The sequence below is a fragment of the Streptomyces sp. NPDC047880 genome, assembly GCF_040706515.1.
Lineage (GTDB): Bacteria > Actinomycetota > Actinomycetes > Streptomycetales > Streptomycetaceae > Streptomyces.
Genome location: NZ_JBEZOK010000026.1, coordinates 116,409 through 132,588 on the forward strand (window position 1 = coordinate 116,409; position 16,180 = coordinate 132,588).

Below are 16,180 nucleotides of genomic sequence, written 5' to 3' on the forward strand. Positions count from 1 at the left end.
CGCTGAGACTAGGTGTCAACCAGGGTGCATGCCCATGCGCTGGGCGGCACGGATTAGGCGCTGCTCTAGTTCCTCGCGTGGTACGAGAACCAGCCCGTGCTGGGCCATGGTGTAGGCCCAGGGACCAGGAGTTCCTGACAGCTCTCGAATGTCGGGCAGGAGGGTGCTGAAGAGCCTGATCTGGTCGGCAGTCCGTAGGTTGTTGTTGGCGTAGACCAGGTAGCGGACTCGGTGCTTTAGAACCGCAGCGATCTCCAACGGACGGGATCCGGAGAGGATCTTCTTGTCGGCTCCGACGCAGATCCTCTCCTCCCTCGCGGCCTCCGCCAGCCACACGGTGTCCTGAACATCCTCGGCGGCTTTGACGCCGTACTTCTCGCCGATGGATACGGTGTCGGGACACAGGCCCTTCATGCCCTTGACGAAGTCGTCGCCGTTGGTGCTGCGGTCCAGGAAGAGCCTCAGCGTCGGCGGGCCGCTCATGCGGCGATGTGGAGGTAGTAGTCGACCTCAGCGACCTGGTCGTCGGGCAGTCCGTGTGCGGCGGCTACCTCGTCATAAGGAACGCCTTCCCTGAGCGCGTCCTCGATCAGGGAAAGTGGGGTGCCGTTGTGGACGAAGTAGGGCTGGCCGAAGTTGACCGCCGGTTTGACCGCAACCTCAGCAATTTCCCAGCCGGGAAGCAGCACGCGGTTGGCATAGCCAGCCACGCCGTCGGAGTCGTAGCTGATCTGCTTCATGTAGCGCTCGACGACCTCGCGGAAGACGTACTGCCCGTTGCGCAGCACGATGACTTTGCGAGGCTCGATGCGTTCGTCGCCATCCAGGTGGTCGCTCACCTCATAGAGCAACTCCGCGCCGTCGGTGTACAGGCGCTTGGACGCCAGCGCGTGCTCCACTCCGAGCTGGTCGCGGACCAACTCGAGGGCAGGGCGGATCTTCTGCATGGGGACGTTTGCTGCCCTCAGCGCCGATAGGAACATGCCCTCGGCAAGCCCGATGAAGGGGATGGAGGCGCCGCGCCGCGGTTCACCCAGAGAGGTGATCAGTGGGTCCCCAACGACGTCCGGGCGGTCTGGGAAGTGATTGTGATAGCCGCGCGCCCACGATCGGAGCGTGGATGCGGGCGTATGCAGGTACCGTGCCGCTGCTTCCTGGGTATACAGCGGCACCGTGAAGCGAGTGTCCTCGTCGAGGAAGGCGTTGATCAGCGCGTCGATATCCGTCATGATCCGCCTCCTCTCCCCAGGCCCCACTCCAGTGTGCCCGTTCCGAAGGCACGCGGACCGCGGTGGAACACTAGCTGACAGAAATCTAACGAGCGAGGCCGCCCGCGGTTGTTTGGCGCACACCACCGTGCCTACCGAGTCGACTCCCGAGGATCACGTTCGATCGTCTCCGCTCCCTCCGCACGGCCGCAGCAATACGGTCGAGCTTCACTCGGTGGAAGTGACGCGAGAGGGTGAGCGCCAGCAGAGGGTGACCGATTGAGCACCGCCCCTTGCCGGTCGGTGTCGTGGCACGCCGCACGCCTGCGGGCCAGCAGCCTGCGACCTCACCACAGAACTGATTGCCCTTACGACCAAGACAGGCAGGAACGTTGCTATCGAAAGCCGGTGGTCAAGGTGCTCGGCGATCCCGACATCGTTACGCCGGCCCCCTCCTCGCCTACGGCACCGCACCCATGCCTGATCCGGCACCATCCGCACTCCACCGCAGGTCCAGGTCGACCCCTGGGTCGACCACCCCGTCCGCCCGTCCGCCCCTGAGCCAGCCTGCTCCGTCAGCCTGGATGCTGGGCACCAGTGACCACCAGGAAACCGTGACCGCCGCTCTGTCCGAGGCCGTGGCGGCGCGACAACAGACCATAGAACTTGGTCGGCTCGGCTGTGCAAGGGACGTCGGACGCATCGCCCCGATCGCGCGGCAAACGCTCACGGATGGGGATTTCCCACGCCTGTCCGGTTCCGACCGTCTCAGAGTGATCACCGGCAGCTGGGGCAGGCAGCCTGGTCTCAATTTTGGTCTCATTCACCCCCGTCCAGCTGCGTCCATAACCTCTGGCACCACCCGCTCCGCCCCAGGTCAGGACGCCCCTGGCTGAACCCGAACCCCCGGGCGAACATTTGGAAAGCGTGTTGGGGGCAACCCCTCACGAGTTCGAATCTCGTATCCTCCGCCAGTGCCTCACCGGGCACGATGTCGAAGGGCCCCACCGCTTGCGGTGGGGCCCTTCGACGTTGTCCGTCTCAGTCTCCGTCTCAGTTGGTTCTCGGGAGCTCCCACAGCGCGTCGCCGATCTGCTGCGCGACCTTGCGGAGCATGGTCCCCGTCACATGCATGTTGCGGGCGCGCGTCCGGGCCGCTCCCCAGGCTCCCCACCCATGATCGAGTCGAACACGACGTCCGGGACGCCGAGGATCAGCAGGACAGTCGCGGCGGTGTGGCGAGCTTCGTGGAGACGGCCGTCCCGTACGCCTGCGTCCCGCAGGAGCCGCTTCCAGGCCCGTCTGCGGCGTGACTTCAGCACGATCGACGTGCCCGCCCAGCTCGCCGCCGATTTGGCCCTGCTGACCGCCTCGCTGCGACCTCGTCGCCGACCGGGTCCGCCTGCTCAACCGGCAGCGAAGCGAAGGCTGCAAGCACATCCCGGCCGTGATCGCCCTCGCCCACCGACGCGTCGACGTCCTGCCGACCGCGTCGGTAACCCGCGCTTCGTGGTGGTCAGCGTTCCCAGTTTTCCTCGCCCCCAAGCCCGACCATGATCGGCTCGATTCGTGCCCGATCAGACACCAGGACACGAACTGCGGGTCTGGGCCCACCCATAGCCCTGCACCGTCTTGAAAGTCGATGCCCAACACACCACGGTCGCGGATATCGACCGCAACCACTGACTGCCCGAAGAGCGCTGGAACGGGGGCGAGACTCACACCTGTGCCGGGGTCCAGCTCATGCCACTCGCCAGCAGCGTCCAAATCGGCACCCAGCCGGTACCCCTCGTCCGGGTCCAAGGCACAGAGACTTAGAACGCTGTGCTTTCCACCCGAGCACCGATCAACGCCGCAGGCACCTTCACCCCGCCTCCCCACGTCCTCAGCACACTCCCAACACATGACTCAACGTCCGAGGGCGCAGCCCACATCCCAGCGGCGTGCCCCTGGCGTGCCCGCATGGACGAGGACCTGCGGAGAACACCGGGCAGCCACGGCGCACGGACATGCGAACGACCCCCGCCGGAACACCCAGGCCAGGGGCCGTTCTTACTGCTCATCGCGCGACCTCGCGCTTTTGCAGCGATTAATAGGTCTTCCAGTCGCTCCAACAAGCATTCAACACTTTAGTCCCCTCCATTACTGCGGCTTGCACACGAGCACGCACGATCCAATCAGAATCGTAGGCGTGGGTGTCCCAGGTCTGCTCCGCACCGTTACCGCCGTAAACTTCGTGCCAGGACCAGGTCTTCCACGTGCCGTTCTTGTTTTCCGTCTGGAGTCGAACACCCACGTGGTGACTATCAGCCTTATAGTCCTTCACATACAGACTCAGCGGGTCCAGTTTCTGAGGGCTCTCCCACTGCCCCCACCAGCTACCCCTGACCCCGGTGGCGTCACACATGGACCCTGTGGCAGCTGCGGCTGGCGAGGCTGCCAACGGGACGAACGCCGCTGCAGCAGCCATTACCGCGAGCGGCACCATAACACGCCGAAACTTCACGAGTTTCCCTCCCTCGAGCATGATCAACAAGAAGTTGATCGCAGAATGTAAACGAGTGTCAAGTCATCAAAATCAGCCACGAAGCCACCAGGAGATAAGAGACATTTCAACCCTTTTGCTCAAAATCTGGACGCGGCATGGCCGAGAACTCGCCAACTGTCGAAATGCTGCAACCTGCAAATGCGACGTGCGACAGAGGACGCAGCAGCAAAGTCGCGACACGCCCAATTAGCAGAAGGTTTCGCTAATCGAGCTCTAAATGCCAAGCGCTCACACGAGCGCCCGCCCGACCCGCCCTGCGGTCACGGAAAGGCGCTCAATGCCGGCGATCACACGTCCGGGACGCCGAGGATCAGGAGCACGGGCGCTGCGGTGTGGTGAGCGTCATGGAGACGGCCGACCCGTACACCTGCCGCCCGCAGGAGCCGCCTCCAGTCGTGGAAGTCGGTGTCGGGGCTCAGCGGCCCGCCGGTCGGCGAGGCGGAGGCGAACTGGTACTGCCGAAGCATCTTGACCAGCGGGTGGGCAGGCCGACGGTTCGCCGCCCGTCGCGGGACTTGGTGGACTTGTGCTCGCGCCGGGTCTGCTGTTTCTGAGGGCAGTAGCCAGCCTTACGAAGCCACGGGTCGTCGTCACACCTGTGGGCGTACGGCAGCCGGTTACGGTTGCAGACATATCCCGCGTCCAGATCGACGCCACCCCGGTAAAGCCCGAGCGCTTCCTCCTGATCAGGGCTGTGGGCGGCCACGACCTACGCGCCAGGGGCGATCCTCGGGGCTCGCCTCCGACATGATCTACGAGGCTGCCCCAGCTTACCGAACCCCCTCTCCTCGTCAGGCGAACACCTTGATCCGGCGTAGCGGGAGACGGCGTGGAGAGCAGGAGAGGCGCAGGAGGTCAGCCCGATCCTTCTCGCGGTTCAGGTCGCGCTTCCACAGGACCGTGTCTGACAAGGTCAGGAACCTCAAGCCGTTGATGACCTCGGCGCTTGCGATAAGAGCCGGAACGGTTCCGAAGAGGTGCGGGAACCATCCGTTGAGGACCTCGATGCGCCCTTCGAAGAAGGGGACGGATTTCACCTCTCCGTAGGGCGCGAAATGTGCCTCGGCCAGGGACCGAGCACGCTCCCAGCCGGCGCCGTGCGTCACGATGTCGAGATCGGAGATCTCGTCTCTCAACCCACGGATGAACAGCGGGGCGCTGCCCGCGACGACGAAGTCCTCGCGGGACAGCTTCAGTGTGCTGAGCCGCTGGAACGGCTCACTCTCCAGGCGTTCGAACAGCACCGGGCACCGGCGGTTCATGGAGCTCGGTCCGTCCCTGTGCGGGACGAAGCATTTGCCCCCCCAGTGCCCGGCTCTGCCCATGGTCTAAGCCTGGAGCGCGGTGAAGGAGGCCACCAGCGGCGGAATGGCAGCGATGAACCCGGCCAGCGCCGCGATCACGATGGCCACCCGGGCGGGCGAACCCTTCTCCATCTTCGAGACCGCGAAGGCGGCGAGCGCGATAGCGGTGATCGCTACCGCACCACTGACGACAAGCATCCAGACATGCGTTGTCACATCATCTCCTGAAGTCCGATTGCCGAGCCCTATCCGATGGCCGACGGCAGAGCGCCTTGGTAGGAGACGCACATAACGGCCCGTCGACCGCTCATCACCTTACGTTGCGACTTGTCCTGCATCTAGAGCCCGAGGGCATCAGGGAAGTGGGCAAGAAAGCCGCTGTGAACCTCGTCATTTGGCATGGTCTCGGGGCGAGCCGCACGTCTACGCTGGTCAAGTCGCCAGAAGTCTCTTTGCCGAGCCTTCGTCCGGCGTTCAGGCAGGCAAGCTGCGGGGGTGGTAGCCCGCGGCTTTGCCTGCTCCTGTCCAACTGCCCTCTCATACTCGGGCCGTAGACACCGTAGTAACCCGCCTACACACGGGGGCCTCAACTCTGAGCGAGGGCAGCCAGAGCTTCCATGTCGTGCAGCGTCAGATGGCGGTAGCCGATGTCGAGTATCCGCGCCTGGCGGAACTCGCGCAGACACCTGGCGATGGACACGGGAGACGCGGACACCAAAGCCGCCAGCTCCGGCTGGGTGAGCGAGAGATCGATACGTGTGCCGTCGGGTCCGTCCTGCCCGTGCGACTTGGCAAGTTCCACCAGGACGCGAGCCAGACGCACCCGCACGGTGTAGGTGTGCACCTCGACGCGCGCACGGGAGGCCTGGCGCAGCTTGTCACTGAGAACGTGAAGCATCGCCACCATGATCTCCGGGCGTTGCTGGGTGAGTCGGATGAAGTCCTGATGCTGCACCAGGCACGCGCGTACGTCGGTGGCCGCCACGACCGTTGCGGACCGCTGCGGATTGCCGTCAGCCGCCGAAAGCTCGCCGATGACGTCCCCCGGTCCGCGAATGGCAAGCAGCGTCACCTGGCCTGTCTCCGAGACGGCGGTCACCTTCACCAGCCCCTGCTTCAGCAGAAGCAGATAGGTGGAGGGCTCTCCTTCCTGGAACAGTACGTCATCGCGGTGGTAGCTCACCTCGCTCCCCGTGGCGAAGATCAGCTGCTGCGCTACCGGGGAGAGTTGTCCCAGGTACGTATGAGGAGACCAGGGGTGAGCTGAGCCATGCGTTCCGGCTGCACACATTAGTCATCTCCTAGAGGAGCGGACCCCTGATGATGGCAGACGGTGAGATGCGCTGAGAAGCGCGAGCGTGGCCATGACCACCCGCCACGACGTCTGCCCCGCTGTGCAGCCGCGTCTGGGGTGGGTTTGGCGCAGCCGCCGACGCAACGCGTATGCGTTGTTGGGCGGCAACCCTTGACACCCTCTGGCGTTTCTCCTGGGGTGGCTGTCCCTTGCTGGGCGGTGAGGGGCCTCACCCGCCGTATGCCTGCCTCCAGCGGGTCCTGTGGTGGGAGTCGCCTTGGCCCTGGCCGTTCAGGGCCGTGAGGGAGAGGAGGGGAGTGCCGTTGTTCCACAGGCCCAGGTGGTCGCGGTGGATGGCGAGGATGCCGTGCTGCACGGCGAACTTCTCGGAGGGGCGGCTGAAGCGGGTGGTCGTGACGAACACGGCCGCGTCGGCCCCGAAGTGCACCTTCGCGCCCAGCAGGTCGCGCAGTTCACGGCTGGCGATCGTGCTGCTCGGTGTATAGCGCTTGCACTGGATCACCACGCTCCGGCCGTCCGGGAGGCGGCCGACGACGTCGGCGCCGTTGTCGTTCGCTCCGCCCACCCGCCGGACCTGCGCGCACCCGTCTCTCCGGCACAGACGCGCGACCAGTTCCTCGAACTCCGTACCGGTCATCGCGTCCACCTCGGCGAGCGTCCGGTGCCCCGCCTTCACCGCCTCCTCGTGCCGCCAGACGCGGTCCCGGCCGCGCACGAGCCGGTCCGTCCGCCACAGCCACCAGCCCGCCGCTGCGACGCCGGCCATCACCAGCGCACCGGTGACGTACGGCCATACGGCCGACCAGGACAGCACCAGCAGGATCAGTAATGAACCAGCGCCTGCTGCCAGTGCCTTCAGTCGTGCCGCCCGCCTTCTGCGGGCAGCCGTTCCCCGTCCGCGTCCACGCCCAGCCATGATCGACGCTCCTCCCCCACCCGTCCGTGTACGGCAGTCTCAGCAGCCGGGAGCGGTGGGAGTAGGGCGCGAGTCGGCCATGGCCGGATCGGGCCGTGTTCTCGCCCTCCGTCAGCGACCGGCGAGCAGTTCGAGCGTGTCGATCACACGGTTCGAGAAGCCCCACTCGTTGTCGTACCAGGCGACCACCTTGACGTGGCGGCCGTCGACGCGGGTGAGGGCCGAGTCGAAGATCGACGAGGCCGGGTTGCCGACGATGTCGGACGACACGAGCGGGTCCTCCGAGTACTCGAGGACGCCTGCGAGCGGCCCCTGCGCCGCCTTCCGGTACGCCTCCAGCACGTCCTCGCGCGTCACGTCGCGGGCGACGGTCGTGTTGAGTTCGACGATCGAGCCCACCGGGACCGGCACACGGATCGAGTCGCCCGACAGCTTGCCGTCGAGGTTCGGCAGCACCAGGCCGATCGCCTTGGCCGCTCCGGTCGTGGTCGGCACGATGTTGACGCCGGCGGCGCGGGCGCGGCGGGCGTCGCGGTGCGGGCCGTCCTGCAGGTTCTGCTCCTGCGTGTAGGCGTGCACCGTCGTCATGAAGCCGTGCTCGATGCCTGCGAGCTCGTCGAGGACCGCGGCCAGAGGCGCGAGGGCGTTGGTGGTGCAGGAGGCGTTCGACACGATCGTGTGCACGTCCGGGTCGTAGGCCTCGGTGTTGACCCCGAACGCAAGCGTCACGTCGGCGCCGTCCGACGGCGCGCTGACGAGCACCTTCTTCGCGCCGGCGTCGAGGTGGGCGCGGGCCGCCTTGGCCGAGGTGAAGCGGCCGGTGGCCTCCAGGACGATGTCGACGCCGAGTTCGGCCCAGGGCAGCCGCGCCGGTTCGCGCTCGGCCAGCACCTTGATCCGCCGGCCGTCGACGACGAGGGTGTCCCCGTCGGCGGTCACCGGGCGGCCGAGCCGGCCGGCCGTCGAGTCGTAGGCGAGCAGCCGGGCCAGGGTGGCGGGCTCCGTCAGGTCGTTGACGGCGACGACGTCGAAGTCGCTGCCGCGTTCGAGCAGGGCGCGCAGCACATTGCGTCCGATGCGGCCGAATCCGTTGATCGCGATGCGCGTCATCAGTGGTGTCCCTTTCGGTTTCTGCGGTTCGCCACCAGCGTCGCGCCCGGGGTCCGCGCGTGACAGCGGCGGGATCGCCAGGGTTCAAAAGGATCGCGCCAGCCACGCTTCGGCCCCACCGGTCCGCTCACGGTGCGCGCCCCTGCCGGTGGGTCACTCGCCGCGGGCGAAGGTGTGGCGGTATTCGCTCGGGGTCGTGCCGAGGATGCGCTGGAAGTGCAGCCGCAGATTCGCGCCGGTGCCGAGGCCGACGTCGGCGGCGATCTGCTCCACGCTCAGTTCCGAACGTTCGAGCAGCTCACGGGCCACGTCGATGCGGGCGCGCATGACCCACTGCATCGGCGTGTACCCCGTGTCCTCGACGAAGCGCCGCGACAGCGTGCGCGCCGAGACACCCGCGTGCCGTGCGAGCCCGTCGAGGCTGAGGGGCTCGCCGAGCCGGTGCAGTGCCCACTCCCGGGTGGCGGCGAACCGCTCGCCGAGGGGTTCGGGCACGCTGCGCGGCACGTACTGCGCCTGGCCACCACTGCGGTAGGGAGCGGCGACCAGGCGCCGGGCCGCGTGGTTCGACGCGGCAACTCCGAGGTCGCCGCGCAGGATGTGCAGGCACAGGTCGATGCCGGAGGCGGCGCCCGCCGACGTCAGCACGCTGCCCTCGTCGACGAACAGGACGTTCTCGTCGACCCGGACGAGCGGGTGTTTCGCCGCGAGCGCCCGGGTGTAGTGCCAGTGCGTCGTGGCACGTCTGCCGTCGAGCAGGCCCGTGGCGGCGAGGGCGAAGGCGCCCGTCGAGATGGCGGCGAGCCGCGCACCCCGGGCGTGGGCCGCGATCAGCGCGTCGACGACGGCCTGCGGCGGGTCGTCGCGGTCCGGGAACCGGTAGCCGGGCAGGAAGACGATGTCGGCCCAGGCGAGCGCTTCCAGGCCGTGGGCGACGGAGTACGACAGGCCGTCGCCGCCGGTCACCAGGCCTGGTGCCGCCCCGCACACGCGCACCTCGTACGGCATGCTCGCGCGAGTCGTGAACACCTGCGCGGGGATGCCGACGTCGAGTGGTTTCGCACCGGGGAGGACGAGGACGGCCACGCGGTGCAGGCGGGAGGACGGCACCGGGACAGCGTACGAGGAGCAGCGGCGAAGGGCCGAGCCGGAACCGGCACTCCCGGCCGGCCTCCCGCGCAGGTATTCACGCAGGCCGTCGCTCAGGCATCCGCGCAGGCATTCGCGCAGGCATTCGCTCAGGCGGTCGCGCACGCCGTCGCTCAGGCATTCGCTCTGGCGGTCGCGCAGGCCGTCGCTCAGGCATCCGCGCAGGCCGACGGGGCCGACACCGAGGCCGTCGCTCAGGCCGTCGCTCCGGCATTCGCGCAGGCCGTCACTCAGGCCGACATGCAGGCCGACATGCAGGCGCCGCTCAGGCCACCGCTCAGCCGTCGCTCAGGCCGCCACGCGGGCCGCCGCTCAGGCGGATTTCGCCGCAGCCCGCTTCGTACCCCTGCTCCTGCCGCTGCCCGTGCCCGAGCCCGAGCCCGAGCCGGTCGGTGCTTTCGGTGCGTTCTTTCGGCGGGACTCCTCCGCCGGTGCGTCGGTGCCCGGTGGCGTCGTCCGCGGCCGTGCCGTCGCCCACTTCAGTTCGATCTCGAGCTCGATCTCCCCGTCACCGATCTCCACCTCCATCTCGCTGTGCAGGTCGTCGGGGATCCGCAGGCCCAGCGTTCCGGGGCCGAATTCCAGCTCCGTGTCCCCGCCTTCCCGCAGCGCGTCCGCGAGCGCCGTGAGCTGGTCGGCTGCCTCCTGGCGCGACAGCGAGCGCTTCTGCTCGAACTTGAGGTCCTTCATGGGGCCCTCCGATATGGCAGAAAAAGGGTGGATACGTCCATAGTGGCGTGCCGCGTGGGCTCGCGCGTCAGCCGCCCACCTCCGGGCCCCACTGCTCGGGCCCCACTCCGCGCCACTCGATCCACGGCGCCTGCGCCACGTCCGACGGATCGATCTCCAGGCCCGCGCGGCGGAGGAACTCCGCGACATCGGTCACGTTGTGGGCGAGTCCGAGGATCTCGCCGTCCACGCGGACCCGGCGGCCGCCCGAGGGCGACGGTGGGTGCACGATCACGCGTATCGGTCCGGACATGCCTTCAGGATCATCCGGGACGTACGGTCCCGCAGATCGGGGCGTCACCGGTGGAACCGCTCGGACGCGTCCCCCGCCGCCCGCCCCAGCTCCCGCAGCTCCCACCACGCCGCCGGGGCCGGCCGCCGCTGCTGCCAGTAGGGGTGGAAGTACGCCCGTACCGACAGCCGGTGCAGACGCCGGCGCAGCTCGGTGCGGCCGGGCCGGTCGGCGAGCTGCCGGTAGGTGGCACTCCACTCCCGCTGCGCCCGGACGAGGTCGTCGGGAAACGTTCGCATGCTCGAATTCAAGCATGTGTTCGATTTTTTCGGCCAGTGGAGCCCCTCGCTCCGTCCCGGTCCGGGCACCTTGTCCTGACACCGTTACCGGACAGCCGCAGCGCGGAGGCCGCCAGGAGGCGCATACTGAGGCCGATGACAAAGCCTGCTGCTCCCAAGCGTCATTTGCCCACCAGCCCCTTCAAGGCTCCGGTCGCCCCCGCTCCCAAGCACTTCGCCGTGGGTGACCAGGTCACCCACGACATGTACGGGCTCGGCCGGGTCATCGGCATGGAGGAAGGGATCGCCGCGCTCGTGGACTTCGGTTCGGCGCACATGCGGATCCCCAGCCCGTACGCCAAGATGACCAAGTTGTAGGACCTCCGTGCCCGCTCGGGGCACGCCTGGCCCGGACCGGGCCAGTACCGGAAAAGAGACGTCTCATCGAACCGACTTCGCTGTTCTCCGCCGTGGAGGGGCAGCCCAGCCGTTCCGGCGCGGCCTCGCCGCCCCCGGCGACCAACCCCTTCCAGGCCCCGGACTTCGGGGAGGACGAGGGCTTCACACCGGAGGACGTGACGGAACAGCCCTCCACGTCCAAGCGACCGGCGCGCCGCAGGGCGGCCTAGCCCCCCGGGCCGGTCCCAGAGCCGGCCCCGGCCCGGCACCCGGGGCCCCCGTCAGTCCCGTCAGTCCCGGGAGGACTCCTCGCCCGCCCGGTCCGACATCGGCCAGACGTACGGCAGGTCGTCCGGGACCCCCGGGAAGAGCGCCGCGTAGGTCGTGGGGTCCTTGCGGACCAGGGCCGAGCGGTGGCTCTCGTGGAAAGGGTCGTCGCCGAGCCAGGGCGGCAGCTCGCCGTCGGCGGCCAGTTGGTGCTGGTCCCGGATCGGGGTGTGCGGGCGGGTCGCCGCCAGATCGGCCACGAGCGTCGCCGCGCAGGTGTCCTGGTGACCCTGTTCACGCCAGACGCGGCAGACCTCTAGGCCGTAGCGCACCAGGGCCTCCTCGTAGCCGAGCCACATGCGCACGGCCGGGTGGTGGCGCCACCCGTAGCCGGGGACGACCAGGCCGCGCAGGACCTGCAGCACCTCGACCCGTTGTTTGCCGAGCCGGCGACGGTCCAGGGCCTGGGCCGTGGTGCGGAAGCCGGGGTAGGGCAAGAAGGTCTGCATGCCGTCCTCGGTGATCCTTACCGTGCGTCGGTGCGCGTGCCGCGCCTGCCGAGTGCCAGGGCCAGGCCGACCATGGCGATGCCCAGGGCGAAGTGGAGCCAGTCGTCCGCGGAGTTCAGCGGCACGAAGTTGGCGTCACTGTCGTGCCCGACGGACAGGCCGTACACCCACAGGACCAGGTAGACGGCGCCGCCGACCAGCAGGTACGAGTACGCCCCCGCGGCCGTGCCGGCGAGCATCAGGCCCGCGAGGCCGAAGACCAGGTGCACGAGGTTGTGCAGGATGGACACCTGGAACAGGCCGAACAGTTCGGCGTCCGACTCGTGGGAGGCGAAGTCCAGCGAGCCGTAGTCCGTGGTGATGCCGGGCACGAAGCCCAGCACGCCGAACACGAGGAAGACCAGGCCGGCCAGCAGGGCGGCCTGCTGGACGGGGGCCCGGGCGGCCTGGTGGGACGCGGGTGGGGTCATCGGCGGTGGCTCCTCACGCGAGGGACAGGTTCTGTTCCGCCCAGATGGTCTTGCCCGTGCCGCTCTGGCGGGTGCCCCAGCGCTCGGTCAGCTGGGCGACCAGCAGCAGGCCGCGGCCGCCCTCGTCGTAGATGCGGGCGCGCCGCAGGTGAGGGGCGGTGCTGCCGCCGTCGGAGACCTCGCAGATCAGGGTCGAGTCGTGGATCAGGCGCAGCTGGACCGGTGGCTCGGCGTGCCGGATCGCGTTGGTGACGAGCTCGCTGACGACCAGTTCCGTGACGAACACGGCGTCGGACAGCCCCCACCGTTCCAGTTGCGCCACCACGTCCTTGCGGGTCTGCGCGACCGCGGACGGTTCCGAGGGCACCGCCCAGGTGGCGACCTGCCGCTCGTCGAGCGCGCGGGTGCGGGCGATGAGCAGGGCCACGTCGTCCGTCGGCCGCGGCGGCAGCAGGTCGGCGAGGACCGCGTCGCACAGGGCGTCCAGCGAGGGGGCGGGACGGGCCAGGGCCTCCCGCAGCCGGTCGACGCCGGTGTCGAGGTCCCGGTCGGGGGCCTCGATCAGGCCGTTGGTGTAGAGGGCGAGCAGGCTGCCCTCGGGGACGTCGACCTCGGTCGCCTCGTACGGCAGGCCGCCCACGCCGAGCGGCGGCGCGCTCGGGAGCCCGACGAGATCGACGGTGCCCTCGGGGCTCACCACGGCGGGCAAGGGATGCCCGGCCCCGGCGAAGCAGCAGCGCCGCGTCACGGGGTCGTACACGGCGTACAGGCAGGTGGCCCCCAGATCGCCCGCGTTCGCAGCGGGGCCCGCGCCGGCGGTCCCGGCGGAACCCGCCCCGGCCGACCCGGCGGAACCCGCCCTGGCCGACCCGGCGGAACCCCTACCGGCCGTCCCGGCGGCACCCTCCCCAGCCATCCCTGCGGAACCCGCCCCGGCGGTTTCCGCGGAACCCGGCGTCCGCCGCTCGGCGTCGCTCTCCTCCTCCGTGTTCAGGCGGGCGACCAGGTCGTCGAGGTGGGTCAGCAGTTCGTCGCAGGGCAGGTCGATGTCGGCCAGCGTGCGGACCGCCGTGCGCAGCCGCCCCATGGTCGCCGACGCGACGAGCCCGTGGCCGACCACGTCCCCGACGACCAGCGCGACCCGCGCCCCCGAGAGCGGGATGACGTCGAACCAGTCCCCGCCCACCCCGGCGTGCCCGCCCGCCGGGAGGTAGCGGGAGGCGACCTCGACGGCGGCCTGCCGGGGCAGCCGCCGCGGCAGCAGGCTGCGCTGGAGCGTGACCGCGGTGGCCCGTTCGCGGGTGTAGCGGCGGGCGTTGTCGATGCTGACCGCGGCCCGGGCCGCCAGTTCCCCGGCCAGGACCAGATCGTCGTGGCGGAAGGGCTCCTGGGTGCGGTGCCGGACGAAGAAGGCGACGCCGAGGGTGGTGCCCCGGGCGGCCAGGGGCACGGCCATCACGGAGTGGATACCGAACGCGCGGACCCGGGCCGCACGCGCCGGGTCGCGGGCGAGCCACGCGGTGAACGCGGGGTCGGTCACCTCGTGCAGGGCGGGCCGTCCGGTGCGCAGGCTCTCGAAGTGCATCGAGCCCGGCGGGTAGGCGTCCACCGCGCCGGCCGCGACGACCGACTCCGGGGCGCCCGGGGTCACCGACCGCAGGGCGGCCCGGCGCAGCAGCAGCGGCCCGTCCGCCGGAACCGCCCGTGCGGGCGGCTCGGGCGCGTCGTCCAGGGCGGCCAGCAGGTCGACGCTGACGAAGTCGGCGAGGACCGGGACGGTGACGTCCGTCAGTTCCTGGGCCGTGCGCGTCACGTCGAGCGTGGTGCCGATGCGCCGGCCCGCCTCGGCGATCAGCTGGAGGCGCTTGCGGGCCCAGAACTGCTCCGTCATGTCGTGCGCCGACAGGCAGACGCCCCGGATGGTGCCCTCGTGGTCGCGCAGCGCGGACAGGAAGACCGACCAGGCGTGCTCGTGGCTCTCGCCGGGGGCGCGCAGGTAGTTCTCCTCGTACTGCGGCTCGCCGGTCCGCAGGACCCGGGCCATGTCGAGTTCCGCCCGCCGGCCGGCGTCGTCGACGACGATCTCGGACACGCGCAGGCCCCGCATCTCCTCCTCGGTGAGTGCCATGGCGCGTTCCATGTCGGCGTTGGCCCTGCGCAGCCGCAGCCGGGTGTCGTAGATCGCCTGGGCGCAGCACGGGGACTGGGCGAAGCTCCAGCTCACGAGGGATTCGTCGAGACCGGCCGGTGGCTGCCGGTCGGTCAGGGCGGAGAAGACGAACCAGGCGGGGCCGTCGCCGCCGGGTGGCCGGTGGTGGGCGAGGATGCCGACCGTCAGCTTCCGGCCGTCCCGGTGCCGCAGCGCGACGTCGCCGTTCCAGCGGGGCAGTTCGGCCAGCGTGGGCAGACCGCCCCGCACCGGGATCGGCTCGGCCAGCAGGTCTGCGGCACGGCGACCGGTCAACTGCCCTGCCGTATAGCCGAGGAGCCGCTCGGCGCCCGCGTTCCAGCCGGTCACGAGGCCGTGTTCGTCGAGGGTGACACGGGCCGTGAGGGAGGCGCCGACGAGGGCTTCGAGGGCTTCCGGTTCCTCTCCGGACGCCCCGGTGGCCCGGCCTGCGGTGACGGGCTGCTCCATGATCGGTCATCTCACTCTCGGGGGAATCAGCCGTAACCCCGGATATGCACAGATATCAACCTGCTTACCCCGATTGCGCCGGGTCTCACCGTGCCGCGCCGTCGAGAAGCCGAGCCTGCCTCCGCCCGGCCCGGGTAACCGCTCCCCCATGGGTCAGATCCTGGTGGGCACGTGTTCCTGGACCGACCGGGCGCTGGTCGGCAGCGGCTGGTATCCCCCGGGCCGGCGGAACGCCGAGGGCCGGTTACGGCACTACGCCGAGCAGTTCGGTGTGGTCGAGGTCGACGCCTCCTACTACGCGCTGCCGGGCGAGCGGAACAGCCGGTTGTGGGCCGAGCGGACACCGGACGGGTTCCTCTTCGACGTGAAGGCGTTCTCGCTGCTCACCGGGCATCCCACCCGGCAGGCGGTGATGCCGGAGGGGCTGCCGGCCGAGCACCGGGACCCGGGGGTGCTCGACCGGGTGTGGGCCCGGTTCGCGGCCGGGATCGAGCCGCTGCGAGCGGCCGGGCGGCTCGGGAGCGTGCTGTTCCAGTTCCCACCCTGGTTCCGGCCCGGGCAGCGGGCGGAGGCGTTCCTGAGGGAGTGCGCCGAGCGGACCGCGGGCTGGCCGCTCGCCGTGGAGTTCCGGCACCCCTCCTGGTGGGAGCCGGGACAGGACGAGGCGACGGGCGCGCTGCTCGCCCGGCACGGCATGGCCGCGGTCGCCGTCGACATGACGCAGACGCTCGCGTCCTCCGTGCCGCCCGTCACCCCGGTGACCTCGCCCCGGCTGTCCGTCGTGCGGTTCCACGGCCGCAGCACCGCGTGGGGGACCGGCAGCAAGGAGGACCGGTTCCGGTACGCGTACGGCGAGGAGGAACTCGCCGAGTGGCTGCCCCGCGTACGGCGGCTGGCCGAGCGGACCGAGCAGGTCCACGTCCTGTTCAACAACTGCTGCGGGGACGCCGCCGTCCGCGCCGCCGAGGCCATGACCCGGCTCCTCGACCGGGACCCGCCGGCGGCACGGCTCCCTAGTAGTGCTTGGTCAGGTCGGTGTTGGGCTGGTTATGTCGCGGTTGCAGGTGGGGCAGGCGCCGGTCCAGGTCGCGAGGAGTGTCTGCAGCTC

General features: G+C 69.6%; 17 protein-coding genes and 3 pseudogenes. 3 read left to right on the forward strand and 17 right to left on the reverse strand.

Translation table 11 applies throughout. The annotated features are described in order from the left end of the window. Positions 1–15: 15 nt before the first annotated feature. From AB0937_RS31185 to AB0937_RS31250, 14 genes and pseudogenes are all read right to left on the reverse strand, one after another. The gene (locus AB0937_RS31185; protein ID WP_334488283.1) at positions 16–483 is read right to left on the reverse strand and encodes a hypothetical protein; all 468 of its coding nucleotides are present in this window, start codon (positions 481–483) and stop codon (positions 16–18) included. Continuing rightward, positions 480–1,229 carry a hypothetical protein gene (locus tag AB0937_RS31190; protein ID WP_366716360.1) on the reverse strand — a complete coding sequence of 250 codons (750 nt, stop codon included), beginning with the start codon at positions 1,227–1,229 and terminating at the stop codon, positions 480–482. Before AB0937_RS31190 ends, AB0937_RS31185 begins: the two co-directional genes overlap by 4 nt. Positions 1,230–2,261: 1,032 nt before the next feature. After that, positions 2,262–2,503 (reverse strand): annotated as a pseudogene (locus AB0937_RS31195) (site-specific integrase); the annotation flags it as partial. Positions 2,504–2,825: 322 nt separating this feature from the next. Next, positions 2,826–3,113 (reverse strand): annotated as a pseudogene (locus tag AB0937_RS31200) (hypothetical protein); the annotation flags it as partial. A 936-nt stretch (positions 3,114–4,049) separates the two neighbouring features. Next, a pseudogene (locus tag AB0937_RS31205) lies at positions 4,050–4,441 on the reverse strand (site-specific integrase); the annotation flags it as partial. A 106-nt stretch (positions 4,442–4,547) separates the two neighbouring features. Continuing rightward, positions 4,548–5,000, reverse strand: a complete 453-nt coding sequence (locus AB0937_RS31210; protein ID WP_366716362.1) for a hypothetical protein — start codon at positions 4,998–5,000, stop codon at positions 4,548–4,550. A gap of 84 nt (positions 5,001–5,084) precedes the next feature. Then, entirely contained in the window at positions 5,085–5,276 is a 192-nt protein-coding gene (locus tag AB0937_RS31215; RefSeq protein ID WP_366716364.1) for a hypothetical protein, read from the reverse strand. Positions 5,277–5,646: 370 nt separating this feature from the next. Further along, positions 5,647–6,243 carry a Crp/Fnr family transcriptional regulator gene (locus AB0937_RS31220; protein ID WP_366716366.1) on the reverse strand — a complete coding sequence of 199 codons (597 nt, stop codon included), beginning with the start codon at positions 6,241–6,243 and terminating at the stop codon, positions 5,647–5,649. Positions 6,244–6,583: 340 nt separating this feature from the next. Further along, a complete protein-coding gene (locus tag AB0937_RS31225) occupies positions 6,584–7,189 on the reverse strand; it encodes a restriction endonuclease (RefSeq protein ID WP_366716368.1) in 606 nt (201 codons plus the stop codon). 213 nt (positions 7,190–7,402) lie between these two features. Beyond that, on the reverse strand, positions 7,403–8,401 hold the full coding sequence (gene gap / locus AB0937_RS31230) for a type I glyceraldehyde-3-phosphate dehydrogenase (protein ID WP_366716370.1): 999 nt from the start codon (positions 8,399–8,401) through the stop codon (positions 7,403–7,405). 153 nt (positions 8,402–8,554) lie between these two features. Beyond that, the gene (locus AB0937_RS31235; protein WP_366716372.1) at positions 8,555–9,511 is read right to left on the reverse strand and encodes a helix-turn-helix domain-containing protein; all 957 of its coding nucleotides are present in this window, start codon (positions 9,509–9,511) and stop codon (positions 8,555–8,557) included. A gap of 351 nt (positions 9,512–9,862) precedes the next feature. Then, positions 9,863–10,240 carry an amphi-Trp domain-containing protein gene (locus tag AB0937_RS31240; RefSeq protein WP_366716374.1) on the reverse strand — a complete coding sequence of 126 codons (378 nt, stop codon included), beginning with the start codon at positions 10,238–10,240 and terminating at the stop codon, positions 9,863–9,865. A gap of 67 nt (positions 10,241–10,307) precedes the next feature. Then, complete coding sequence (locus AB0937_RS31245; protein WP_366716376.1) at positions 10,308–10,532, reverse strand: hypothetical protein; 225 nt, start codon at positions 10,530–10,532, stop codon at positions 10,308–10,310. A 44-nt stretch (positions 10,533–10,576) separates the two neighbouring features. Then, positions 10,577–10,810 (reverse strand): hypothetical protein, encoded by a 234-nt coding sequence (locus AB0937_RS31250; RefSeq protein ID WP_366716378.1) that lies wholly within the window; start codon positions 10,808–10,810, stop codon positions 10,577–10,579. Positions 10,811–10,945: 135 nt separating this feature from the next. Between AB0937_RS31250 and AB0937_RS31255 the strand changes: the two genes are divergently transcribed. After that, the gene (locus AB0937_RS31255; RefSeq protein WP_234848543.1) at positions 10,946–11,167 is read left to right on the forward strand and encodes a CarD family transcriptional regulator; all 222 of its coding nucleotides are present in this window, start codon (positions 10,946–10,948) and stop codon (positions 11,165–11,167) included. 92 nt (positions 11,168–11,259) lie between these two features. Further along, the gene (locus AB0937_RS31260) at positions 11,260–11,418 is read left to right on the forward strand and encodes a hypothetical protein (RefSeq protein ID WP_366716380.1); all 159 of its coding nucleotides are present in this window, start codon (positions 11,260–11,262) and stop codon (positions 11,416–11,418) included. Positions 11,419–11,478: 60 nt separating this feature from the next. Here AB0937_RS31260 and AB0937_RS31265 read toward each other — a convergent pair whose 3' ends face one another. The 3 genes from AB0937_RS31265 to AB0937_RS31275 are packed head-to-tail and all read right to left on the reverse strand — an operon-like array spanning position 11,479 to position 15,072. After that, a complete protein-coding gene (locus AB0937_RS31265; RefSeq protein WP_366716382.1) occupies positions 11,479–11,964 on the reverse strand; it encodes an MSMEG_6728 family protein in 486 nt (161 codons plus the stop codon). Positions 11,965–11,981: 17 nt separating this feature from the next. Further along, entirely contained in the window at positions 11,982–12,434 is a 453-nt protein-coding gene (locus tag AB0937_RS31270) for a DUF4383 domain-containing protein (RefSeq protein WP_366716384.1), read from the reverse strand. 13 nt (positions 12,435–12,447) lie between these two features. Continuing rightward, positions 12,448–15,072, reverse strand: a complete 2,625-nt coding sequence (locus tag AB0937_RS31275; protein WP_366716386.1) for a SpoIIE family protein phosphatase — start codon at positions 15,070–15,072, stop codon at positions 12,448–12,450. A gap of 148 nt (positions 15,073–15,220) precedes the next feature. Between AB0937_RS31275 and AB0937_RS31280 the strand changes: the two genes are divergently transcribed. After that, a partial coding sequence (locus AB0937_RS31280) for a DUF72 domain-containing protein (RefSeq protein WP_366716388.1) occupies positions 15,221–16,180 on the forward strand: 960 nt, incomplete at its 3' end.